This is a genomic window from Actinomadura roseirufa, assembly GCF_900659635.1.
Taxonomy (GTDB): domain Bacteria; phylum Actinomycetota; class Actinomycetes; order Streptosporangiales; family Streptosporangiaceae; genus Spirillospora; species Spirillospora roseirufa.
Genome location: NZ_CAACVB010000023.1, coordinates 24,147 through 46,101 on the forward strand (window position 1 = coordinate 24,147; position 21,955 = coordinate 46,101).

At 71.4% G+C, this 21,955-nt stretch carries 19 protein-coding genes and 1 pseudogene; 4 read left to right on the forward strand and 16 right to left on the reverse strand.

All coding sequences use genetic code 11. The annotated features are described in order from the left end of the window. Nucleotide 1 precedes the first annotated feature (1 nt). Nucleotides 2-910, forward strand: coding sequence for a LysR substrate-binding domain-containing protein (locus E1291_RS07750; protein ID WP_131737047.1), 909 nt, complete (start codon nt 2-4; stop codon nt 908-910). A 6-nt stretch (nt 911-916) separates the two neighbouring features. Here E1291_RS07750 and E1291_RS07755 read toward each other — a convergent pair whose 3' ends face one another. Then, the gene (locus tag E1291_RS07755; RefSeq protein ID WP_165495003.1) at nt 917-1,741 is read right to left on the reverse strand and encodes an IclR family transcriptional regulator; all 825 of its coding nucleotides are present in this window, start codon (nt 1,739-1,741) and stop codon (nt 917-919) included. 193 nt (nt 1,742-1,934) lie between these two features. On the opposite strand from E1291_RS07755, the gene E1291_RS07760 reads away from it, so the two are divergent. Both E1291_RS07760 and E1291_RS07765 read left to right on the forward strand, forming a co-directional pair. Then, nucleotides 1,935-2,645, forward strand: a complete 711-nt coding sequence (locus tag E1291_RS07760; RefSeq protein ID WP_207400615.1) for an MSMEG_1061 family FMN-dependent PPOX-type flavoprotein — start codon at nt 1,935-1,937, stop codon at nt 2,643-2,645. A 1-nt stretch (nt 2,646) separates the two neighbouring features. Beyond that, a complete protein-coding gene (locus E1291_RS07765) occupies nt 2,647-3,588 on the forward strand; it encodes a PDR/VanB family oxidoreductase (protein WP_207400616.1) in 942 nt (313 codons plus the stop codon). A gap of 73 nt (nt 3,589-3,661) precedes the next feature. On the opposite strand, the gene E1291_RS07770 is transcribed toward E1291_RS07765, so the two are convergent. The 12 genes and pseudogenes from E1291_RS07770 to E1291_RS07825 form a co-directional block, all read right to left on the reverse strand. Then, nucleotides 3,662-4,801 (reverse strand): branched-chain amino acid ABC transporter permease, encoded by a 1,140-nt coding sequence (locus tag E1291_RS07770; protein ID WP_131737049.1) that lies wholly within the window; start codon nt 4,799-4,801, stop codon nt 3,662-3,664. Further along, nucleotides 4,801-5,685 (reverse strand): branched-chain amino acid ABC transporter permease, encoded by an 885-nt coding sequence (locus tag E1291_RS07775; RefSeq protein ID WP_165495004.1) that lies wholly within the window; start codon nt 5,683-5,685, stop codon nt 4,801-4,803. The genes E1291_RS07770 and E1291_RS07775 overlap by 1 nt, the downstream gene beginning before the upstream one ends. Further along, a pseudogene (locus E1291_RS07780) lies at nt 5,682-6,362 on the reverse strand (ABC transporter ATP-binding protein); the annotation flags it as partial. The pseudogene E1291_RS07780 and the gene E1291_RS07775, both read right to left, overlap by 4 nt. Before the next feature lie 71 nt (nt 6,363-6,433). Then, nucleotides 6,434-7,201, reverse strand: coding sequence for an ABC transporter ATP-binding protein (locus E1291_RS07785; RefSeq protein ID WP_242614008.1), 768 nt, complete (start codon nt 7,199-7,201; stop codon nt 6,434-6,436). Continuing rightward, nucleotides 7,198-8,451 carry an ABC transporter substrate-binding protein gene (locus E1291_RS07790; RefSeq protein WP_165495005.1) on the reverse strand — a complete coding sequence of 418 codons (1,254 nt, stop codon included), beginning with the start codon at nt 8,449-8,451 and terminating at the stop codon, nt 7,198-7,200. Before E1291_RS07790 ends, E1291_RS07785 begins: the two co-directional genes overlap by 4 nt. Nucleotides 8,452-8,727: 276 nt before the next feature. Next, entirely contained in the window at nt 8,728-9,561 is an 834-nt protein-coding gene (locus E1291_RS07795; RefSeq protein WP_131737053.1) for an LLM class F420-dependent oxidoreductase, read from the reverse strand. A gap of 185 nt (nt 9,562-9,746) precedes the next feature. Next, nucleotides 9,747-11,018 (reverse strand): 2-oxo acid dehydrogenase subunit E2, encoded by a 1,272-nt coding sequence (locus E1291_RS07800; protein ID WP_131737054.1) that lies wholly within the window; start codon nt 11,016-11,018, stop codon nt 9,747-9,749. A gap of 36 nt (nt 11,019-11,054) precedes the next feature. After that, nucleotides 11,055-12,809 carry a hydantoinase B/oxoprolinase family protein gene (locus E1291_RS07805; protein ID WP_131737055.1) on the reverse strand — a complete coding sequence of 585 codons (1,755 nt, stop codon included), beginning with the start codon at nt 12,807-12,809 and terminating at the stop codon, nt 11,055-11,057. A gap of 2 nt (nt 12,810-12,811) precedes the next feature. Further along, nucleotides 12,812-14,929, reverse strand: a complete 2,118-nt coding sequence (locus tag E1291_RS07810; RefSeq protein ID WP_131737056.1) for a hydantoinase/oxoprolinase family protein — start codon at nt 14,927-14,929, stop codon at nt 12,812-12,814. Between the two features lie 36 nt (nt 14,930-14,965). Continuing rightward, complete coding sequence (locus E1291_RS07815) at nt 14,966-15,943, reverse strand: alpha-ketoacid dehydrogenase subunit beta (RefSeq protein ID WP_131737057.1); 978 nt, start codon at nt 15,941-15,943, stop codon at nt 14,966-14,968. Continuing rightward, the gene (locus E1291_RS07820) at nt 15,936-16,976 is read right to left on the reverse strand and encodes a thiamine pyrophosphate-dependent dehydrogenase E1 component subunit alpha (protein ID WP_131737058.1); all 1,041 of its coding nucleotides are present in this window, start codon (nt 16,974-16,976) and stop codon (nt 15,936-15,938) included. The genes E1291_RS07815 and E1291_RS07820 overlap by 8 nt, the downstream gene beginning before the upstream one ends. Before the next feature lie 11 nt (nt 16,977-16,987). Further along, a complete protein-coding gene (locus E1291_RS07825; RefSeq protein WP_131737059.1) occupies nt 16,988-18,034 on the reverse strand; it encodes an NAD(P)H-dependent amine dehydrogenase family protein in 1,047 nt (348 codons plus the stop codon). 247 nt (nt 18,035-18,281) lie between these two features. On the opposite strand from E1291_RS07825, the gene E1291_RS07830 reads away from it, so the two are divergent. Beyond that, nucleotides 18,282-19,187, forward strand: coding sequence for an alpha/beta hydrolase (locus E1291_RS07830; RefSeq protein WP_131737060.1), 906 nt, complete (start codon nt 18,282-18,284; stop codon nt 19,185-19,187). A 106-nt stretch (nt 19,188-19,293) separates the two neighbouring features. Here the strand turns inward: E1291_RS07830 and E1291_RS07835 are convergent, their stop codons facing one another. Genes E1291_RS07835 through E1291_RS07845 form a run of 3 tightly spaced genes read right to left on the reverse strand, consistent with a single transcriptional unit; the run spans nt 19,294 to nt 21,950 of the window. Further along, nucleotides 19,294-20,121: an ABC transporter permease gene (locus tag E1291_RS07835; RefSeq protein WP_131737061.1), complete on the reverse strand. Its 828-nt coding sequence runs from the start codon at nt 20,119-20,121 to the stop codon at nt 19,294-19,296. Then, nucleotides 20,118-20,927, reverse strand: a complete 810-nt coding sequence (locus E1291_RS07840) for an ABC transporter permease (protein ID WP_131737062.1) — start codon at nt 20,925-20,927, stop codon at nt 20,118-20,120. The genes E1291_RS07835 and E1291_RS07840 overlap by 4 nt, the downstream gene beginning before the upstream one ends. Before the next feature lie 6 nt (nt 20,928-20,933). After that, nucleotides 20,934-21,950 (reverse strand): ABC transporter ATP-binding protein, encoded by a 1,017-nt coding sequence (locus E1291_RS07845; RefSeq protein ID WP_131737078.1) that lies wholly within the window; start codon nt 21,948-21,950, stop codon nt 20,934-20,936. Nucleotides 21,951-21,955: the final 5 nt, after the last annotated feature.

A 21,955-nucleotide genomic window follows, 5' to 3' on the forward strand; every position in this document is an offset into this window, starting at 1 on the left:
TATGGATCTACGTCATCTGCGGTACTTCGTCGCGGTCGCCGAGGAGCTCCACTTCGGGCGCGCCGCCGAACGCCTCACCATGGCCCAGCCGCCGCTGTCGCAGGCGATCCGCCGGCTGGAGACCGACCTCGGCGTGGAACTGCTCCACCGCACCACCCGCCGGGTCGACCTCACCGACGCGGGCCGCGGCTACCTCGCTCGCGCCCGGAAGATCCTCGGCGAGGTCGACGACGCGGCGCACGAGGCCCGCCGCATCGCGGCCGGCGCCGTCGGCCACCTCACGCTCGGCTGCGTCGGCTCGGCGACCTACAGCCTCCTGCCCGCCATCTCGCGCGGCCTCTCCGAGGAGCTGCCCGGCGTCGACTTCTCCTTCCGCGGCGAGATGCTCGCTCCCGACCAGGCCGCCGCGCTGCGCGCCGGCGAGATCGACCTCGCGCTGCTGCGGCCACCGCTCGCCGACCCGTCCCTCGCCGTCCTGCCGCTGCGCCGCGACCGGCTCGTCGTCGCGGTCCCCGCCGACCATCCGCTGGCCGCCCTCCACCGGATCGGGATCGACGACCTGGCGGACACCGATCTCATCGTGCACTCGGCGAACCGCCGGTCGGTGATGTACGACGTGGTCCTCGGCCTGTTCCACGACGCCGCCGCCGAACCGCGGATCCGGCACGAGGTCGGCGAGACCTCCACCCTGGTCACCCTCGTCGCGGGCGGCCTCGGTGTCGCCGTCGTCCCGGAACCCGTGACGGCCCTGGCCCTCGACGGCGTGGTCTTCCGTCCCCTGGCGCGGCCCGCCGTCACCGTCGATCTGGCGATCGCCCACCGGACCGACCGCGGCGAACCGCACCTGGTGCGCGCCGTCTCGGTCGTCCGAAGGATCGTGCGGCTCCCACACTCCGGAGCGGCGGAATGAGGCCGGTCAGCGGTGCTCGGAGTCGATCGCCAGCTCGGTCACCAGGGTGCTGATGGCGCGGGCGGTCTCGACGACCTGGGGGGCGATCACGTCCCTCAGTTCCGCCTTGTCCAGCGGGCGGGCGACGGAGACGTTGATCGCGGCGATGGGACGGCCGGACGCGTCGAAGACGGGCGCCCCGACTCCCCGGATGCCCAGGACCATCTCCTCGTCGTTGAGGGAGTAGCCCCGGCTACGGACGCGGTCGAGCTCCTGGGTGAGCTTGCCGAGCTCGGTGATCGTGTACTGGGTGACCGCCTCCAGCTCGCGGCCGCCGAGGATCCGCTCGACCTCCTCGCGGGGCAGGAACGCGAGGATCGCGCGCCCCAGCGAGGTGGCGTGGACGGGCAGCCTGCTTCCGACGAACAGCCGCAGCGCCAGGAGGTCGTCGTTGAGCAGGCGCGCCACATAGACCACCTCCGCTCCGCTCAGCAGCGCCATGTTGACGGTCTCGCCGGTGCTCTCGCGAAGCCGCTGGAGATAAGGGCGCGCCATTTCCGGAAGTTCCCGGCTGCTCAGTGCCGCACGCGCCAGAGAGATCGCCTTGAGGCCGGGACGAAAGGTCCTCGACTGGGTCTCCTCCAGATAGCCGAGATTCAGCAGCGTCTGGCAGAAGCGGTACGCGGTCGCGCGGTTGAGTTCGGTCAACGAGGCGATCTCGCTCGTGGTGAGCTCGGGACGCCGTTCGTTGAACAGCTCCAGGATGGCGAGAGCGCGCGAGACGGACTGGATGCCGTCCTTCTTGCCGCCGCCGACGTCACCAAGCGAATGATTGTTCGATGTGCGAGCCACAGGCACGATGGTAGCCCACCATGGCGGATGGTTCACTTCCGCGTCCGCCTCGCTCGGCGATCCTCGCGCCGGGCGGCGCCCTGACAGCGGCAAGTCGCCATCCGCGGACCTCGACGGCGGGCGCCCGAGAGCCTCGGGCGATCCGGTCCGGGTGGACCTTCTCCGGCCAGGTGGACCCGAGTATGCTCACCATATGAGCATGCAGTCGAATGGTGAACGTATTCGGCCCGGATCCGAGGGGCCTCGGGGAAGCGACGCCGGTGGTGCGGGCGCGACGCGGTGGCGGACGGATCACCGGCGGCTGGGCGCGGCGGAGATGCGCGGCCTGCTCGGCGAGCCCGACCCGGAGACCCGGCTGAAAATCCTTGATCACCTCGATCGGAATTGCCTGATCTTCATCGCTCACTCGCCGTTCTGCTGCATGGCCACCGCGGACGCCTCCGGCGCGTCCGACTGCACTCCCCGAGGCGACTATCCGGGATTTGTCCGCGCCCTCGACGAGCGGACCCTCGTCATCCCCGACCGGCTCGGAAACAAGCTCGGCGACTCCTTCTCCAACATCGCCGAGAACCCGCATGTCGGGCTCCTCTTCTTCGTTCCCGGGGTGGTGGAGACCCTCCGGGTCAACGGGCGCGCGTACATCACCGACGACGAGGACCTGCGGACGATGCTGGAGCAGGACGACGTGCGTCCCGAGATGGCCACCCTCGTGGAGGTCGACGAGGCCTATCTGCACTGCGGCCGGTCGCTGCTGAGATCGCGGCTCTGGGAGGAGGACATGCGCGACCTGGCGCGGGAGATCCCCTCTCCCGGCACCTTCTGGGCGGACGCCGCGGCCACGGAGGGGCTGGACGCCGAACGGCTGGACGCCCTCTTCGACAACGGCTACCAGGAGCTCTACTGAGATGATGATCCGTGAAGGCGGCCGTCTCCTGACCGTGACGGAGATCGACCACCCGGCCCGCGACATCGTGGCCCTCCACCTGGCGGACCCGGCGGGAGACCCGCTTCCGGAGTGGGAGCCCGGCGCCCACGTCGACGTCCAGCTGATCACGCGCCATCTCCGCCAGTACTCCCTGTGCGGGCGTCCCGGCGACAGGTCCGGCTACCGCATCGCGGTGCTCAGGGAGCGCCTGTCCCGGGGCGCGTCCGCCTACGTGCACTCGTACCTGCGCGTCGGCAGGCAGGTGCGCGTGTGGGAACCGCGCAACCACTTCGCGCTGCGCCCGGCGGAGCGCTACGTCTTCCTGGCCGCCGGTGTCGGGATCACGCCGATCCTGCCGATGGTCATGCGGGCGCAGGACGCCGGTGTCCCGTGGAGGCTGGCCTACAGCGTCCGGACTCTGGAGGAGGCCGCGTTCCGCGATGAGCTGGCCCAGCTTGGCGGAGAGGTGACGCTGCGGGCCACGAGCACCGAGGGCCGGCTGGACGTCCGCGAGTTCGTGGGGGCGTTCGAGGAGGGGACCGGCGTCTACTGCTGCGGCTCCCCCGGCTTCGTCGAGGCGGCGGAGGAGGCCGTGGCCGAGTGGCCGGCGGGGTCCTTCCATGTCGAACGCTTCCTTCCGGTTCCGCGGGACTTCGGCCCCTGCGAACCGTTCGAGGCCGTGTGCGCGCGCTCGCGGCTGCGGGTGCGGGTGGACGCCGGTGCCAGCCTTCTCACCGCGCTCCGGCGCGAGGGCGTGCGCGTTGCCGGCGGCTGCCTCAAGGGGGTGTGCGGCTCGTGCGCCGTCACGGTGCTGGACGGTGTTCCCCAGCACCGGGACTCCCTGCTGACCGCCGGCACGGTGGACCGCATGCACGCCTGCGTCTCCCGCGCCGTCACCCCGGAGATCGTCCTGGACGTCTAGAGCCGGCTCTGAAGCAGGCGACGGAAAGGAGGGGGAGGCGCGCCCGCGCCTCCCCCTCCCGCCTTCTCCGGTCTCACTCCTCCACGGTGGCCTCGGCGGGCGGCCGGTCGGTCGCGACGGGCGGAACCGCCGCACCGGCGACGCGCGCTGGTCCGGCCTCCGCCGGTGCGGGCGCCCGGGTCTCGACCTGCACCTCCGAGGCCCCGAGCAGTCCGCTCGGACGCCACCGGAGCATCAGGATCAAGGCGACGCCCAAGGCGGCGAAGGAGATCCCGCTGGGCGCGTGGATCTCGACGCCGGCGATCGGCACACCGCTCTCGACCTTGCGCAGCACCTCGTTGATGACGGTGATCACGGCCGTTCCGAGCAGCGCTCCGCTGATGCCGCCGACGCCGCCCACGATCGCCATGGCGATGACCAGGACGAGCTGCGGGATGTAGAACGACCCGGGCGAGAAGGCGGTGAGCAGCTGGGCGTACAGGGCCCCGGCGACACCGGTGATGAACGCCGACAGGACGAACGCCCAGAGGCGCGAGCGCAGGACCGACACCCCGGCGGCCTCCGCCGCGGCGGGCTGGTCCCGGACGGCGCGGGCCCGCAGCCCCGCCCCCGACCACTTGAACCACGCGCTCAGCGCCACCACCACGGCGAGGCTCGCGTACACCCCGATGAACGTGGTGTTCTCCGGGACGCCGAACAGCGACTGCGGGCCGCGCGTCAGCGGGGTCGCCTGGGCGAGCACGTTGCTGACGATGATCAGCAGGCCCAGGGTCGCGATGGACGCCGCCGCGCCGGACAGGCGCATGAGCGCCGGCCCGGTGAGCAGCGCGAGGAGCGCGGCGGCGGCCCCGCCGACCAGCAGCGCCGGCAGGAACCCCACCTCGGTGCCCGCCAGCGCCCCCGGCAGGTCCGGCAGGACGACCTCCTTGTCGAGGACCGGCATCGCCGCGATCCCGCCCGCGTACGCGCCGACGGCCATGAACGCGACATGGCCGAACGAGACGATGCCGGTGTTGCCGACGAACACCTGGAACCCGATCACCAGGATGGCGTTGATGCCGAAGAGCAGGACGATCTCCGCCATCGTCGGGGCCAGGAACAGCAGGCCCCCGAGCAGCGTCACCACGCCCGCCGCCAGCAGCGCCCCGGCCGTCGCGCCGAGCCGTCCGAGGAGATCGGGCGGGCTGTCACTTCGCAATGCGAGCCTGACCATCAGGCAGCCTCCGTTCTGGCGCCGCTGAGCCCGCCGGGCCGCAGCACGAGTAGGGCGATGACGACCGCGAAGACGATCGCCTGCGCGTAGGTGATCGCCCCGGACGGGAGGACGACGTTCATGGTGACCTCGATCCCGCCGAGGGCGAGGCCGCCGAGCATGGCGCCCGAGGTGCGCCCGAGGCCGCCGAGGACGATCGCGATGAACGCCTTCAGGGTGGGCTCCATGTCCGACCGCGGGGTCACCGCGCCGACCTTGGCGAACCAGAGCAGCCCGACCACCCCGGCGATCGCGCCGCTGATCGCGAAGGCGATCATCAGGACGCGGTCGGGGCGGATCCCCATCAGGCGGGCGGTCTCGGGCGACTCCGCGGCGGCGCGCAGATGGGCGCCGAACGGGGTGCGGTGGAGCAGCCCGTAGAACGCGGCGACGACGAGGGCGCCGCTGGCGATGGTGACGACCTGCAGCACCGGGACGCGCAGCCCGCCGGCGGCGATGACGCCGGTCAGGAAGTCCGGGGTGTTCAGGACCCGGGGCTTCTCGCCGAAGACCAGGATCGCGATGTACTGGGTGATCAGGAGGACGCCGAACGAGGTGATGAGCAGGGTGATCTGCGGCGCGCCGATGAAGGGCCGGAAGGCGACCCGTCCCATCACCACCGACAGGGCGGTGACGAACAGGACGCACAGCGGGACCACCAGGGCGAACGGCAGGCCGGCGTCGACCAGGACGCAGGCCGCGTAGCCGCCCCACACCAGCAGCAGCCCGTAGGCGAAGTTGATCAGGTTCATGACGCTGAACACCAGCGTCAGCCCGAGGGCGAGCAGGGCGTAGGTGGAGCCGACGCTCAGGGCGTCGAGCACGTGCTGGACGAGCGCGGTCATCGGCCGGCCCCCTTGAGCCCGAAGTACGCCTCGATGAGCAGTTCGTCGGCCTTCATCTCCGCGGCGTCGCCGTCCAGGACCTTCTCGCCGAGTTTCAGGCAGCAGGCGCGGTCGACGAAGTCGAGGGCCCGCCGGGACGACTCCTCCACCACGATCAGGCTCTGCCCCGCCTCGCGGAGGCTCCGGAGCACGGTGTACACCTCGTTTCCCATCTTCGGCGCGAGGCCGAGGCAGGGCTCGTCCAGGACGAGCAGCTTCGGGGCGGCCATCAGCGCCCTCCCGATCGCCAGCATCTGCTGCTGGCCGCCGGAGAGGTCGCATCCCCTGGCCGTCCGCCGCTCGGCCAGGACGGGGAAGGTCGTGTACACCCGGTCGAGCACGTCCCGCTCGTGCCCGCGCCGTTCGGCGGCCGACATCCGCCGGCGCAGGCAGGTGGCGCCGATCAGGAGGTTCTCCTCGATCGACAGGGTCGCGAAGATGCCGCGGCCCTCGGGGGCGAGCGCGATCCCGAGGGCGGCGCGCTCCTCGGCGGGCATGCCCGTCACGTCCTCGCCGCCGAACCGGACGGTGCCCTCCCAGGGCGCGAGCAGGCCGGAGATCACCTTCATCAGCGTCGACTTGCCCGCCCCGTTGGCGCCGAGCACGGCCACGGCCTCGCCCGGGGCGACGGTGAGGGAGACGCCCTTGAGCACCTTGGTGGCGCCGTAGCCGACCACGAGGTCCGAGACCTGGAGCAGTGGTTCCATGCTCACTCCGCCCCCAGGTACGCCGCCACGACGCGGGGTTGCTTGAACGCCTCCTGCGGCGCGCCCTCGTAGATGACTTTGCCCTCGTCGAGAACCTGGACGCGGTCGCTGATGCCGAGGACGAGGTTCATGTCGTGGTCGATGACCAGGACGCCGCATCCCCGTTCGCTCCGGATCTCGTGGATGAGTTCCTTCAGCTCCGCTGTTTCACCGTCGTTCAGCCCCGCGGCGGGCTCGTCGAGCAGGAGCACCCGCGGGTCTCCGGCGAGCGCTCGCGCGATCTCCACACGGCGTTGCGTGCCGTAGGACAGGGTGGAGACGATCTCGCGGGCGACCTCTTCCAGGCGGAGGCTTCGCAGCAGGCCCTCCACCTCTTCCAGGGACGAGGCCCCCGAGGAGGCGTTCAGGCCCACGAGCACGTTCTCCCGCACGGTCAGCTCGCCGAACAGCTTGAGGTTCTGGAACGTCCTGGCGATGCCGCTCTTGGCGCGGCGGGCCCGGGACGCGCGAGTGATGTCCCGCCCGCCCAGCCGGATCTCGCCCTCGTCGATCCGGAGCGCCCCCGAGACGCAGTTGACGAGCGTGGTCTTGCCCGAGCCGTTCGGCCCTATCAGGCCCAGGACCTCACCCGCCGCCAGGGCCAGGTCGGCGCCGTCCAGCGCGGTGAGCCCGGAGAACCGCTTGACCGCGCCCGTCACCCGCAGCAGCGGCGCGTCCGTGCCGGGGCCGGGACTCCGGGTCCGCGAGGCGGGCACGGGTGCCGCGCTCACGACGCCTCGTTCCTCATCGCGGTGGCGTTGTAGACGGTGACGGACCCGGGCTTGCCGCCGTCGAGCCCGACGATCGTGGGGCTCCAGACGGCGTAGCCGTCCTGCCAGTGGTCGAGGGTGCCGCCGGGGACCTTGAGGCCGCGCTGTTCGCGCATCGCCTTGGCGGCCGACGCGGCGTCGGTGACGTCCTTGCGCTGGAGGGCGGCGTCGACCGCCAGGAAGGTCTGGTAGGCGCCGGGGGCGTTGGCCTGCTCGGGGAAGTGCCCGAACATCTTCTGGTACGCCTCGGCGAACTTGGTGATGGCCGGATCGGTCTTCCGGTCGGTGTCCGCCCCGTCGAAGTAGACCTGGGCGGCGTAGTAGATCGCGTCCGCCCGGCCGGTCCCGACGAGCTTGGGCAGTTCCCGGGTCTGCAGGGTGATGTTGCCGAGCACCGGCTTGTCCACGCCGGCGGCCCGCAGCTGCTTGACGAACGTGCCGACCGCAGGGAAGACCGCCAGGGCCTGGACGACGTCGGGGTCGGCGGCCTTGATCTTGGAGATGGTGGCGCTGAAGTCGGATTGCCCGCCGAGCGAGTCGACGCGGTCGGCCCCGCTCACCTTGCCCCCGCCGCTCTCGTACAGCTTCCGGTAGGCGGTGTCCTGCTCGGTGAAGTAGGCCAGGCCTGGGTCGAGCACCTGGAAGGTCGTCCGCCACTTGCGTTCCAGGGAGAACTTGGCCTGTGCCAGCCCCAGCTCGGTGGTGGTGATCCCGCCGCTGAAGAAGCGGTCGCCGACGGCCTTGCCGAAGACGGTCGAGGAGGCCGCGAGCGACAGGGTCAGCAGTCCCTCCCGCTGGCCGATGCGGGCGGCGGCGACGCCGGTGTCGAAGTCGTCGGCGACGACCAGGATCTGGGCGCCCTTGGCGACCAGCGACCGCGCGACCTGCGCGGCGATCGCGGGGTCGGACTTGGTGTCGCCGGTGATGGTCTGGATCTGGCAGCCCTTGATGCCGCCCCGGGCGTTGATCTCCTGGATCGCGACCTGGAGCCCGCGCTTGCCGGCGACGTCGAAGAACGAGGCGAACCCGCTGTCCGCCTTGGCGACGCCGACCAGGATCTTCCCGTCCTTGCAGGCGAGGGAGCCCGCGCCGCCTCCCTTGCGGGCCGAGGCGGTCGAGCACGCCGCCGTCCCGGCCAGCGCCCCGACCAGCGTCGCCCCGGCGGCCATCAGCACCGGCCACCGGCGCCTCATGAGGTGTGGATGCGACATGACCCCTCCAGGTTCGATCGACATGCGTGCACATGTTCGCGAAGTGAGCTCACGCTAACGTGCGGGTTTTCCGCGGTCAAGGTTGTCGACTCTCTGACATCACTGCAGGAAGCAGGGTCAATATAGGCGACCGGCGAGCCCTCGAAGCCATCAGAGGATTCACCATACGATCGCCCATTCATTTTCAATGCGCTATCGGTCCCCGGTGGGACGGGGAGTGGCCCGCCTCGCCCGGCAGGCCGTGCCCGCCGATGGGGGCCGGATGCCCGCGTCATCTCAGCCCCGCCCGTCCAGGCCCAGGGACGCGCGGAGCTCGGACACCCGCCGGCGGGCTCCGTCGGCGTCCCCGGGAGGCAGCCAGAAGACGCATCGGTGCACCCCGGCCTCCGCGTAGCGCGGGACATCGGCGGGGTCGGCGCCGTAGACGGTCACCGGCGCGTCCGCCCACCCCGCGGCGCGCGCCCGCTCGCGGTACTCCGCGATGCGGTCGACCAGGCCGGGGGACGGTTCGGGCAGCCACTCGGTCCCGTAGGCCAGGACGCGGTCCACGACGGTGGGGCCGTTGCCGCCGATGAGGACCGGGACCGGGGACTGGACGGGCTTGGGCCACGCCTGGATGCGGTCGAAGGCCACATGGGGTCCCTCGTACGTGGCGACGTCCTCGGCCCATATCGCTCGCATCGCCTTGATCCGGTCCGCCATCACCGACAGGCGCCGCCGGGGGTCGGTGCCGTGGTTCTGCATCTCCTCGCGGTTCCACCCCGCCGCGACGCCGAACAGGAACCGGCCGCCGGACAGGTGGTCCAGCGTCGCGACCTCCTTCGCCGTGGTGATCGGATCTCGCTGGGAGACCAGGCAGATGCCGGTGCCGACCCGCAGGGCGCGGGTCGCGCAGGCCGCGGCCGTCAGCGCGACGAACGGGTCGAGTGTCCGCGCGTACTCGGGAGGAACGTCACCGCCCTCCGGCTTGAAATGCGCCGTGCGCTCGACGGGCATGTGCGTGTGCTCCGGAAAGAACAGCGACTCGAACCCGCCGTCCTCGGCGAGCTGGGCGAGATCCGCGGGCGTCAGGCCCTGATCCGTCGCGAAGACGGCGAGACCGAACTTCATCGAGAACTCCTGAGGAAAGGGTCCAGCGCTCGCATGGCGTTCGGGCGCCGTGCGAGTCCCTGATGCGTGATGTGAATGACGTGATGTGAATGGCGTGATGTGAGTGATCGGCGCGCCGGGTTCGGCCGGGTGTGCCCGGTGCGTCCCGTGGGGCGGTCTCCCGGCCGGTTCCGGGAGACCGCCGCTCAGCCGCCGAGACCGGCGGCCGGCCTGCCCAGGTGCGCGGTCACCGCCGCCAGGAAGCGCGCCGCGTCGGCACCGTCGATCAACCGGTGGTCGTAGGTGAGCGCCAGGTGGAGCATCGATCGCACGGCGACGACCTCGCCGAGCACCGGGTGCGCCACGGCCACGGGCCTCCTGGTGACCGCGCCCGCGCCGAGGACCGCGACCTGGGGCTGCGCGATGACGGCGGTGGAGAACAGCGCCCCCTCCGCGCTCCGGTCGTCCAGCGTGAACGTCGCGCCGTTCAGGTGCTCGGGGGCGAGGCGTCCGGTCCGCGCCCGGTCGCCGAGATCGTCGATCGCGCGGGCCAGCCCGGCGAGGTTGAGGTCCCCGGCGTTCCGGACGACCGGCGAGACCGGCCCCCGCGGCGTGCCGACGGTGATCGCGAGGTGCGTCCCGTCCGGGTGGACGATCTCCTTCCGGTCCAGGTCGGCGCGCGCCCCGAGGATGGGGTGCGCCCTGAGCGCGCTCAACGCGGCGAGGGCGAGGAACGCCCGCAGGGTCAGGTCCACGCCCTCGCGTGCGTGGAAGGACGCCGCGGCCGCCTCGCACGACCGGACGGCCTCGGTGACGTCGGCCTCCACGACGGTGGTCAGGTGCGCGCTGGTGCGCAGCGACTCCAGCGCGCTCGCGGCGAAGGCCCGCCGCGCCGGGCCGATCTCCACGACCGTCCCTGCCCGCGGCTGCTCGGCGGGTGCCCGTTCGGCGACTGGGGCCGGCGGAGCGGGCGCCTCCTGGGGACCGCGCGGCGAACGCGCGGCTCTCAGGACGTCGTCCCTCCGGATCCGGTCCCCGCTTCTGCCCGGCCGCAGCGAAGCCAGGTCGACTCCGTGCTCACGCGCGAGCGTGCGGACGAAAGGCGTCACGTACGTCCCGGATCCCGCCGCTCGGTGGTCCCGAGCGGATGCCACCGGGTGCGGAACGGACACGGCGGGTCGCGGTGCCCGCGCCGGTCGCGGAGCGGGAGGCGGAGGCGGCGGCGCCTCGCTCGACGGCACCGCTTCACGAATCACCGCGAGCTGTGTGCCGGTTTCGACCGTCTCGTCCTCTTGGACGAGGATCGAGTGGAGGATTCCCGCGGCCGGCGAGGGGATCTCGGTGTCCACCTTGTCGGTCGACACCTCCAGCAGGGGTTCGTCGGCCTCGACGGACTCCCCCACGCCTTTCAGCCAGCGGGTGACGGTGCCCTCGGTGACGCTCTCACCGAGTTGCGGCATGGTGACGGGGACTGCCATGCGCGGAGCCCTCTCTCGGGAAGCCTCGGAAGGCGGTCAACTGGACGCGGGCTCCGCGCGCAACCGCGCCGTGGCAGCCTCATCGATCGACAGGTCCGCGCGCAGGGAGACGCCGTAGACGTCCCGCGCGCGCTCTGGGCTGATCCAGCCCTCGCGCACGTCCTCCTGGACGTGGGCGGGGTCCCGGTGCATCGCCGGCCCGTATCCGCCTCCACCGGCGGTGATGGACACGATGCGCTCGCCGTCCGCGAGCTCGACCAGGCCCTGGGAGGACAGTTCGGTGAGGTCGCCCGCACGGTCCCGGCGCAGGTGCCGGGTGAGGCCGCCCTCGCCGCCGCCGCGCACCCCGAGCGCCGGGTAGACGGCGCCGTCGGATCCGTAGACGACCGTCATGGACGTGCCCACCGGCCCGTACTCGACCTCCGCCGACGGGGCGCCGCGGAACCGTCCCGCGCCCTCGGTGTCCCGGACGAGCCGCTGGCGGCTCACCCGGATCGGGTGCGTCATCTCAGCGATCTCCACGCTGTCGCGGCGCAGCATGCCCGCGCAGCCCACATGGAAGATCGTCAGCCAGGCGTCGGTCCACGGGGTGGCGGCCCCGCCGGTCACCGCGAGGAAGATCTGGTTGACGAACGGACGCCCGCCCGACCTCGGGTCGGCGCCCGACACGACCGCCGCGGCGGCGGGGATGACGGCGCCGCACTCGGCCAGCCCGATGCCCTCGGCCAGTTCCGCCATGCCGCGCTGCACGGCGTTGGTCACCCGGTCGGCCAGGTTGGTGGTCGCCGCCGAGCAGCTGTGCGGATGCACGGGGACGCCCACGGCGCTGCCGTCCCGCAACCGGACCTTCACCCGGCGCAGGCTTCCGGCGTTCGGCGGCACGCCCTCGCCGATGGAGTTGAAGACGCCGATCAGGGCCGCCGTGGCGGCCGTCGACTCGGTGAGGTTCAGGCCGTTCGGCAGGCAGTCGACGTTGTCGGTGAGATCGACGTGGATCTCCTCGTCCGCCGACCGGATGTCGATGCCGATCCTGATGTCCAGGCCGTCGGGGATCCCCGGGAACGGGTCGTGCCTGGTGGTCAGGTTCAGCCGTCCGGCGGGGAGCTCCGCGATGGCGGTGCGCATCCGGCCCTCGCTGTAGGCGAGCCACTCGCCGACGAACTCCTGCAGCACGTCCCAGCCGAGCTCGTTGCCCAGTTCGAGGATGCGGCGCTCCCCCAGGCGCACCGCGCCGATGAGCGCGAGATAGTCGCCCCACCACTGGTCGGGTACCCGGACGCGGAGCCGCAGCATGCGGAGGATGTCGTCGTTGTCCTGGTAGCCGGTCTGGACGCGGCAGGCGTCGAACAGGAGGGTGCCCTCCTCGTAGACGTCGCGGGCGTCCGTCATGTAGGTCGTCGGCTTGGAGTTGCCGCAGTCCGCCTGATGGGCCTTGGCGAGGACCGAGAAGCGGTGGACGCCCTCGTCGTCGACGACCGGTACCAGCATCGCGTGGTCGGCGGCGTGCGAGTTGCCGTTGTACGGCGAGTTGTGCAGGTAGGCGTCACCGCGCCGCATCTCGGGATGGAAGCGCGACACCGCCTTCGAGATCAGGTCGGGGCCGCTCATCATGTGGATGGGCAGGCTCTCGGCCCCCATCACCAGCTCGTGATCGGCGCTGACGATGCAGCAGGAGAAGTCGTGGGCGCTGTTGAGCACCCCCGACCGGCTGGAGCGGAAGACCGTGTTCATCATGGCCTCCACGACCACGTTCAGGCGGTTGCTGATCACCGCCATGCGCACGCCGTCCATCGTCACTTCCCCCCTCGTCCGGTTCGGGTGTCCCTGTCCGCCGCGTGGGCGGGGGCGGTCGCCCTCGTCCCGGGGACGACATGGACGGTGCCGCTGGCGCGGCGGCTGAACGTGGCGCCGTCGTCGATGACGATCGTCGTGGTCGCCGACTCCACGATCGCCGGTCCGCGCAGCTCCGCGCCGACGGGCACCGACTCCAGCCGCCAGACCTCCGCGCTCACCGGCCCGACGCCCGGCAGATGGATCTCCCGCTCCCGGCGCACGCCGTCGCCGGCCCCCGCCTCGGGCAGCACCGGGTCGGTGATGCGGCAGCGCGCCCTGACGTGCCAGCTCTCGAACTCGATCGGCGAGCCGGGATCGTCGACGGCGAAGGCGTCCCGGTGCACTTCGTGGAAGGCCTTCTTCAACCGTTCGAGCCCTTCGGCGTCCAGCGATCCCTCGGAGCCCAGCTGCACTTCCAGCTCCCAGACCTGGCTCGGATAGCGCGCCTCGACGGAGAACTCGACGGAGGTCTCGACGGCTCCGGCGCCCGGTCCCGCGATGAAGTCCCGGGCCCGGACCGCCAGATCGGCGAGCACCGCGTTGACGCCCTCGAAGTCGAACGCCTCGGTGGTGGTCCGGAACGTCGTCTCGAAGCCGCGCGACAGATCGGAGATCAGCGCGCCCGCCGCGCTCAGCGCCGGGCCCATGATCGGGACGATGACCTCCCGGCAGCCGAGGCGCCGCGCGATGGCCACGGTGTTGAACCCGGCGGCGCCGCCGCCCCCCACCAGGACGGCCTGCGCGACGTCGATGCCCTTCTGCCCGCTGATCTCCTCGATGGCGCCGACCATGCGCTCGGTCGCGAGCCGGTACACCGCGCCCGCGGCCTCCATCACGTCCAGTCCGAGCGGCTCAGCGATCCGGGTCCTGATCGCCTCACGGGCCGCCTCAAGGTCCAGCGCCGAGCGCCCGCCGAGGAAGTAGCCGGGGTCCAGGTACCCCAGGACGAGGCACGCGTCGGTCATCGTGGGGCTGGTGCCGCCCCGCCCGTAGCAGACCGGGCCGGGGTCGGCGCCGGCGCTCTGCGGCCCGACGTGCAGGAGCCCGCCCGGGTCCACCCAGGCGATGCTGCCGCCCCCGGCGCCGACGCTGCGCACGTCGACCGACGGGAACCCGGTCATGTGGCCGCGGAACGGCTCGCCGATCCAGGACTCGCGCGTCCACGGGATCCGGCCGTTCCTGACGACGCTGACGTCGTAGCTGGTCCCGCCGGTGTCGGCGACGATCGCCATGGACGCCGTGGTGTCCAGGCCGGCGAAGTACCGTCCGGCGACCGGGGCCATCGCGGGGCCGGAGTTCAGCGAGTGGATCGGGGACGCCGCCACGTCCTCGGCGTCGAGGGCGCCGCCCGCGGAGGTGACCATGAGGACCCGGCCGGCGAACCCCGCCTCCCGCAGGCGCCCCTGGAGCCCGCTGATATAGGCGGTCATCAGCGGCTTGAGCGAGGCGTCGATCGCGGTCGCCGAGGCTCGGCGGTACTCCCGGATGCAGGGGTTGACCTGGTGCGAGAGCGTCACCGGGACGTCCGGCAGCAAGTCCCGCAGCAGCTCGCCCACCCGCAGCTCGTGGACGGGGTTGGCGATGGACCACAGCAGGCAGACGGCGACCGCCTCGACCCGCTCCCGGCGCAGCCTGCCGGCCAGGTCCGCCACGGCCTCCTCGTCGAGCTCCCTGACCACCTCCCCCTGGGCGCCGATGCGTTCGGGGATCTCGAAGGTCAGCGAACGCGGGACGTAGGGCTCGGGGTACGGCTGCCGCTGGTTGAAGATGTCGCGCCTGCCGCCCTCGCGGAGCAGCAGGACGTCCGGATGGCCCTCGGTGGTGAGGAACGCCGTCCGCGCCACCCTCTTCGTCAGGACGGCGTTCAGCCCGCGCGTGGTGCCGTGGACGAGCATGGTCCCCCGCTCCAGCAGCTCCCGCCGGGAGCAACCGCGGTCGGCCGCCGCGACCTCGAAGGCGTTGAGAATGCCCTGGACCGGGTCCGCCGGCACGGTGGAGCTCTTGTGGACGCTCAGGCGCCCCTCGTCCTCGATGACCAGGTCGGTGAAAGTGCCACCGGTGTCGACTGCAAACCTCATGGAGACGTTCCTGCTCTCAGGTCGCCGCGGCGACGGTCAGTAGATCGCGAGCTTGCGCAGTTCGCCGGCGATGCGGTCGGTGGTGGGCACGATCTCGTCCTCGAGCGCGTGCCCGTAGGGGATGGGGACGCGTTCGGCGCCGACGCGCACGACCGGTCCGTCGAGGCTCTCGAAGCAGTGCTCGCCCGCCCACGCGGCGACCTCGCCGCCCCAGCCGCAGAACTCGACGGCCTCCGACACCACGGCGAGCTTGCCCGTCCGCCTCAGCGACGCCTCGATCGAGGCGGTGTCCAGGGGCCACAGATAGCGGAGGTCGATAACCTCGCACGCGACGCCCTCGGCGGCGAGCTCGTCGGCCGCCAGCACGCACCGCTCGACCATCCGGCCGGCCGACACGACGGTGACGTCGCCGCCCGGGCGCGCGACCCGGGCCCCGAAACCGTCCGGCCCGGTACGCGCATCGATGTCCCCTGACGTGCGGAAATACAGGTTCTTGCTCTCCAAGAAAATCACGGGATCGTCGGAACGTATAGCGTGCCGGAGCATCCAGTAGGCGTCGGAGACGTTGCTGGGCATCGCCACGACCAGCCCCGGGACGTGCGCGAAGAGGCTCTCCAGGCTCTGCGAGTGCTGCGGCCCGTGGTTGGTGCCCCCGCCGCCCGGCATCCGGATGGTCAGCGGCACGCTGAACTGGCCGTTGCTCATGTAGCGGATCTTCGCCCCGAGGTTGATGATCTGGTCGAGGGCCAGCAGGACGAAGTCCGAGAACATGATCTCGACGACGGGGCGCATGCCCTCCGCGGCGGCGCCGATCGCGAACCCCACCACGCCGGCCTCGGAGATCGGCGAGTCCAGCACCCGGTCGTCGCCGAACCTGTCGAGCAGGCCCTGCGTGACGGTGAAGACCCCGCCGAGCGCCGCCACCTCCTCGCCCATGACGACGACGCTCTCGTCGGCCGCCATCTCGGCCTCCAGCGCGGCGCGCACCGCTTCGGCGTACTTGACCTCACGCATGGTTCTGCAGCTCCGGGGAGGTGTAGACGAACGATTTCGCCGCGGCGGCGGGCGGGCGCTCCGCCGCCTCGGCCCGGTCCCGCGCGGCCTCGACCTCGGCGGCCACCTCGGCGTCGATCCGGGCGACCCGGTTGGCGGCGTGCGCCTCCAGCCGGGTGCGGAGGTTGGCGATCGGGTCGTTGAGCGCCAGCCAGTCCGGGCCGGCCGACTTGGGCCGGTACCGGTAGTCGGGGTCGGAGAGGCTGTGCGGCCGGACGCGGTACACGCCGCATTCGAGGAACGCCGGAGTTCCGGCCCGTACCCGCGCGACCATCTCCCGGGCGGTCTCCGCGACGGCGACCACGTCCCGTCCGTCCACGTAGCGGGCGTGCATGCCCGTCCCCTCGACGATGCGCGCGATGCTTCCCGGCGCCCCGAAGAGACGGTCGGACGGCATCGAGTGCGCGAGGCCGTTGTTCTCGCAGACGATCAGGCACGGGCTCGCCCAGAACCGCGCGAGCAGCAGCGTCTCGTGGGTGACGCCCTGCGCGAACCCGCCGTCGCCGATGAAGGCCACCGCGATGTCGTCGCCGCCCCGGCGCCGGCGCGCCCACGCGGCGCCGGCCGCCCAGGGCAGGCCGCCCGCGACGATCGCGTTCTCGCCGAGGAACCCGCTCGGCCGGTCGTGCAGGTGCATCGAGCCGCCGCGCCCGCCGCTGACACCGGACGTCCGGCCGAAGAGCTCGGCGAAGACGCCTTCCATGGGCACGCCCTTGGCGAGCGCGTGCCCGTGCCCCCGATGGGTGCTGGTGACCATGTCGCCGTCGCGCAGCGCCGCGCAGACGCCGACCGCCGCGGCCTCCTGGCCGAGCGACGAGTGGAACGATCCGGACATGCGCCCGAGCCGGTGCATCTTCTCGATCTCCAGCTCGACGGCGCGCACGACCGTCATGCCGCGGTAGAGCGCGTGCGCCTCGGCCAGGCCGGCCTCACCGACCGGGAGGCCGGTGAACACGTCCGCCGGACTGTGCGGGTTTGCTGCTGTCTGGGTCATGGGGGCTCACTTCACCGGAACGGATGGGTCTGCAGGTCGTGCCAGGCGCCGGCGGCGGGCAGGTCCTTGACGGTTCTGAGGCCGGGAGCCGCCTGGAGCACTCCCGGGATGCTGTTCACCAGCTGCGCGGACGTCGCCGGGATCGCGTCCATTCCGGGCGACAGCGTGAGGTTGACCGGATGGAGGCCCTCGACGGCGAGCGAGTCGACGGTCTTGAAACCGGCGCTCTCGGGACGCAGGTGCAGGACCAGCTCCATCTGGACGAACAGGGCCCCGCCGACGTATCCGGTGGCCTTCTGCAGGAAGCCCTCGGTCCGTCCGGCGGGCACCTGCCCGTACCGGGTCGGGGCCGGGGTCTCGGCGATGAACGGCTCGAACCGTTCGGTGACCGGCCCGTCGAGCAGCAGTCCGAGCCGCTCGCAGACGAGCTCGATCGACTCGGGGAACCCGACATGGCCGGCGATGGTGCCGGTCGCGTGGCCCTCCTCGAACTCCTCGGGGGTGTACCCGATTCCGAGGCGGCGGTGGATGTTCTCCCCGAAGCCGGACACGTCCACGGCGCGGTGCCCGCGGATCGTGCGAATGTCCCACGACACGCCCGTCGCGGCGACCAGGAGCGAGTCGAAGAGGAAGCCGGGGTTGACCCCGGTGCCGAGGACGGTCGCACCGCCCTCGCGGGCGGCCGCGTCGATGCGCGCCGCCGCGGGGGCGTGCCGGCCGAAGGGGAAGGCCAGCTCCTCGCAGGGCGACACGACGTCCACGCCGGCCTTGGCGCAGGCCACGATGTCGTCCTCGGTGTCGCGCAGGAACGAGCCCGTCGCGTAGAGCATGATCTGCGGGTCGGCCGCCAGCACGTCCTCCAGGTCGCCCGCGACGGCGGGCCCGCCCGGCGCGGCCGAGCCCACCACCTCGTGCAGGGGACGGCCCACCGCGCCGGGTTCCTTGGTCGCCGCGCCGACGATGTCGAACCCCGTCCGGTGCTCCAGCAGAAGACGGGCGGCCGCGCCGCCGATGCTGCCGAGGCCGCACAGGCCGATCCGGATCGGACGAGGGTTCATCACGTCTCCTCGAATGCACAATTAGCGAACATGAGTACGTATTATGAGCACTCTGCCGGGGGTGTCAAGGGGGCGCGGACGGCATCTCCCCTCTTGAGAGGGGGTACTGCCTCCTTCGTTGCGCACTCGACGAGAGTCCGGCGGGCCGCCCGGTGACTCGGCGCCGCCTCTAGGCTATGTTCATCATTCGTGCATCTGACCGCATAAGGCTAGATGTTGGGACCCACGAGACGACCAGGGAGCCGGAATGGCAGGACCACACGCTGTGACCGTGCCCAGCGAGGGCGATCAGCTGAGCGGATTGCTCTACGTGCCGGACGGACCCGGGCCACATCCCGCCGTCGTGCTCGCGGGAGGGTGGTGCTACGTCAAGGAAGTGGCCCAGCCGCTGTTCGCGGAGGTCTTCGCGGAGGCCGGCCTCGCCGCGCTCGTCATCGACTACCGCCACTTCGGCGAGAGCACGGGACACCCCCGGCGGCACATCGACCCCTGGCGGCAGATCGAGGACTACCGGAACGCGATCTCCTACCTCCAGGCCCGCGACGATGTCGACGGCGCCCGGATCGGGGCCTGGGGCATCTCCTACAGCGGCGGGCACGTCCTCATCCTCGGCGCGGTCGACCCGCGCGTCCGCGCCGTCTGCTCGGTCGTCCCCGTCATCGACGGGTGGGACAACCTCCGCCTCTCGCACGGCACGGTGAGCTTCCGCGCCCTGCGAGCCGCTCTGGAGGAGGCGCGCACCCGGCTGTTCGAGACGGGCGAGCACACCTACATCGACCACCAGCCCGTCGAGCTCGGAGCCGTCGGGACCTTCCCCTTCCCCGCGAGCCGCGACACCTTCGCCCGCATCAAGGGCACGGAGGCGCCCGGTTACGTGGGCAACGCCACGGCCCAGTCGACCGAGATGCTCCTCGCCTACAGCGTCCGCCCGTTCCTCACGCGTCTCGTCGCCACGCCCACCCTCATGTGCGTCGCCGAGGGCGACGACCACACGCACTGGGACCTGGCGGCCGAGGCGTTCGACGCGATCCCCGGACCCCGCAAGAAGTTCCACGTGGTCCCCCGGTCCACCCACCTGACCCTCTACGAGGACGTCGAGGTGCGCCGCGAGACGGCCAAGGTGGCGGCGGCCTGGTTCACCGAGCACATCTGACCCGGGGCTCCGGCGTCCTCACCCGAGAACCTCTGACCGGGCGGCCCGCGGCTGGGACGACGGCGACCGCCCCAGCCGCGGCCGGCCGCCCCCCGTTCGACGAAGGTCAGCCGCCGTTGCCCTGGTAGGCGCGCGCCGAGCGGTACCAGATCAGGCGAGCGCCCAGAAAGGCGCACAGACCGATCGCGGGGGCGGCGTAGCCGAGGATGGACGTCATCGACGACCGGTGCTGCTCACCCAGGATGACGGAGGCGGGCAGGTACGCTATGAACGCTATTGGCAGGACGCTGAGGAACAAGGCCCGCAGCACCAGCGGGAAGATGACCGTCGGATAGTTTCCGAAGGTCGCCATGAGTTCGTCGATCCAGGTCGAGAGGGTGAAGGTCTCCGACTGCCGAAAGGCGGCCGATGAGATGAGGAGCTGGATCGCCGCCTCAAGGAGAACCGCCCCGGCCACGGAGATCACCAGAAGGCAGACGCGTGGGGCCGTCCAGTCCAGCGGAACGGTGCTCGCGGCGACGCCGAAAAGGGTGGCGGCGACACAGAGGTCGCCGAGGGCGTTGACGTTGAACGAGTTGAGCAGCACCTGGGTGAGCAGCGGCAACGGCCTGGCGAGGAAGGCGTCGACGCGACCTTCCCGAATCATGACCGGAACGTACGTCACGTTGAGGAAGAAGCACACGTACAGGGCATGTGCCAACAGGCGGAAGCCGGTGATGAACAGTACTTCGGAACTGCTCCATCCGGCGAGCCCCGAGAATCGGGTCACGAGCACCGTCATGAAGAGCAGGACGGACGCCTGCCACAGCACCCCGTTCAGAATGGCCAGCAGGAACTCGGTGCGGTATTCCAGGCGGGCGCGCAGGTTCAGGCCGGTGATACGCCGGACGATCTGAAGTCGTCGGCGGAATGCCCGTACGGAAATTTCGCTCACCCTCCCTGGACGTCGACCCGCCGGATGGCGTGCCGCCAGAGGAAAGAGGTCATCGCGTACAGGAGACAGCACCACAGGGTCTGGATGCCCAGCTGTACGAGGGCCTCGGCGGCCGGGATCCGGCCCACATAGATCGAAACCGGCACATTGATCGTGCCCTGGAAGGGGAGCCACTGGTTCAGCGTGAGGAACCAGCCCGGGAAGAACCACAGTGGGACGAACGCGCCCGACAGCAGATCACTGCTGAAGGAGTAGACGCGGAGCGCGTTCGTGTTGGCGGTGGTCCAGAAGCACAACAGGTCGATGCCCAGCATGAGCTGGTGCGCGATGACCTGTCCCAGGAGCAGGCTGACGGCGGCGAGGGCGGCCACTCGCGCGTCCGGCGGCGGTGAGATCAGACCCGCCGCCAGCGCGATGCCGTACCCGGCGAGCGACCAGGTCCCCCAGTAGAGGATCTCGCCCAGCGACTTGAGCAGGTAGTGGCGCCGCGGTCCGAGCGGCCGGAGGAACCAGTAGATGATCCGCCCGTCTCGGACGAGGGCCCAGAGGGACTCCCGGGAATGCAGCCGCGAGCCCCACCGGATCCGCTGCACGAGCAGCGCGAGAACGACGTACGTCACCGCCTGCCGGACGTCCAGACCGGCGCTGACCTCCGTGGTCGCGTACACGGCCCGCCAGAGGGTGCAGACGAGGCCGACCTGCAGCACGGCCATCAGCAGCGCCGTGACGACTCCGCTGCGCCGGGTCAGTTCACTGAGCGCGGGGACGGTCAGGAGGCGGCGCGTACGCGCGGCGTGGATCGCCATGGCCGGTCACGCACCGGCCCTTGCGACGGCCGGTGACCCGCCTCGGTAGACGTCCCTGATCAGCGCTTCGACGCTGCTCTCCTCCACCCGCAGGTCCGTGACGGGCGCGCGGGACACCACCTGCTGGACGACGCGCCCGTGCGGCACGCCCGGCGCGGGGACCAGGGTGGCGCGCAGTTCGGTGCGCTCGACGACGACGGCGCCGTCGATCTCCAGGTGACCGACCGGTTCGGCGAAGGCGACCCGGACCGTCACCCCGTCGTCGCGCGCCGCCCGCAGGGCTTCGAGCGTGCCGTCGAAGACGACGCGCCCATGGTCGATCAGGAGCAGCCGGTCGCAGAGTTGCGCGATGTCGGCGGTGTCGTGGGTGGTGAGCAGGACGGTCCGGCCTCGCACCGTGGCCTGGTACCGAAGAAAATCCCGAACCTGCTCCTTCACCATCACGTCCATTCCGATGGTCGGCTCATCGAGGAAGACGATCCGCGGATCGTGCAGCAGAGCCGCGGCCAGGTCGCATCGGACGCGCTGGCCGAGGGACAGGTGGCGCACCGGCGTGTTCCAGAACTCCGCGAGCGCAAGAACATCGTCGAATTCGCGGAGCCGGCGCCGGTAGTCGCTCTCGGAGATCGCGTAGATGTCCCGGAGAATGTTCAAGGACTCCCGGGCGGGCAGGTCCCACCAGAGTTGGGTCCGCTGCCCGAAGACCACCCCGATCTCCTGGGCGAGCCGCCCGCGTTCGGCGTGCGGAACCCGCCCGTTGACGTGCACCGCCCCCGAACTCGGTACGACTATTCCGGTGAGCATCTTCACCAAGGTCGACTTCCCGGCGCCGTTCGGGCCCAGCAGCCCGACCAGCTCACCGGGCTCGACCCGGAACGAGACGCCGTTTATCACCGTGCGCGATTCGCGAGCCGGCCGGACGAGAGATCGCAGAGCCCCGAGAAGGCCGCTCTTCCGTGTGGTGACGGTGAAGCTCCTGCCGAGCTCCTCGGCGTGGATCGCCGGTCCGGAGTCCTCTTGCATCTTGG

Coding starts and splice junctions, on each gene's coding strand:
- E1291_RS07750 (WP_131737047.1), top strand. CDS start 2: ATGGATCTACGTCATCTGCGGTACTTCGTCGCGGTCGCCGAGGAGCTC.
- E1291_RS07760 (WP_207400615.1), top strand. CDS start 1,935: ATGAGCATGCAGTCGAATGGTGAACGTATTCGGCCCGGATCCGAGGGG.
- E1291_RS07765 (WP_207400616.1), top strand. CDS start 2,647: ATGATGATCCGTGAAGGCGGCCGTCTCCTGACCGTGACGGAGATCGAC.
- E1291_RS07770 (WP_131737049.1), bottom strand. CDS start 4,801: ATGGTCAGGCTCGCATTGCGAAGTGACAGCCCGCCCGATCTCCTCGGA.
- E1291_RS07775 (WP_165495004.1), bottom strand. CDS start 5,685: ATGACCGCGCTCGTCCAGCACGTGCTCGACGCCCTGAGCGTCGGCTCC.
- E1291_RS07790 (WP_165495005.1), bottom strand. CDS start 8,451: ATGTCGCATCCACACCTCATGAGGCGCCGGTGGCCGGTGCTGATGGCC.
- E1291_RS07795 (WP_131737053.1), bottom strand. CDS start 9,561: ATGAAGTTCGGTCTCGCCGTCTTCGCGACGGATCAGGGCCTGACGCCC.
- E1291_RS07800 (WP_131737054.1), bottom strand. CDS start 11,018: ATGGCAGTCCCCGTCACCATGCCGCAACTCGGTGAGAGCGTCACCGAG.
- E1291_RS07805 (WP_131737055.1), bottom strand. CDS start 12,809: ATGGACGGCGTGCGCATGGCGGTGATCAGCAACCGCCTGAACGTGGTC.
- E1291_RS07810 (WP_131737056.1), bottom strand. CDS start 14,929: ATGAGGTTTGCAGTCGACACCGGTGGCACTTTCACCGACCTGGTCATC.
- E1291_RS07815 (WP_131737057.1), bottom strand. CDS start 15,943: ATGCGTGAGGTCAAGTACGCCGAAGCGGTGCGCGCCGCGCTGGAGGCC.
- E1291_RS07820 (WP_131737058.1), bottom strand. CDS start 16,976: ATGACCCAGACAGCAGCAAACCCGCACAGTCCGGCGGACGTGTTCACC.
- E1291_RS07825 (WP_131737059.1), bottom strand. CDS start 18,034: ATGAACCCTCGTCCGATCCGGATCGGCCTGTGCGGCCTCGGCAGCATC.
- E1291_RS07830 (WP_131737060.1), top strand. CDS start 18,282: ATGGCAGGACCACACGCTGTGACCGTGCCCAGCGAGGGCGATCAGCTG.
- E1291_RS07840 (WP_131737062.1), bottom strand. CDS start 20,927: ATGGCGATCCACGCCGCGCGTACGCGCCGCCTCCTGACCGTCCCCGCG.
- E1291_RS07845 (WP_131737078.1), bottom strand. CDS start 21,950: ATGCAAGAGGACTCCGGACCGGCGATCCACGCCGAGGAGCTCGGCAGG.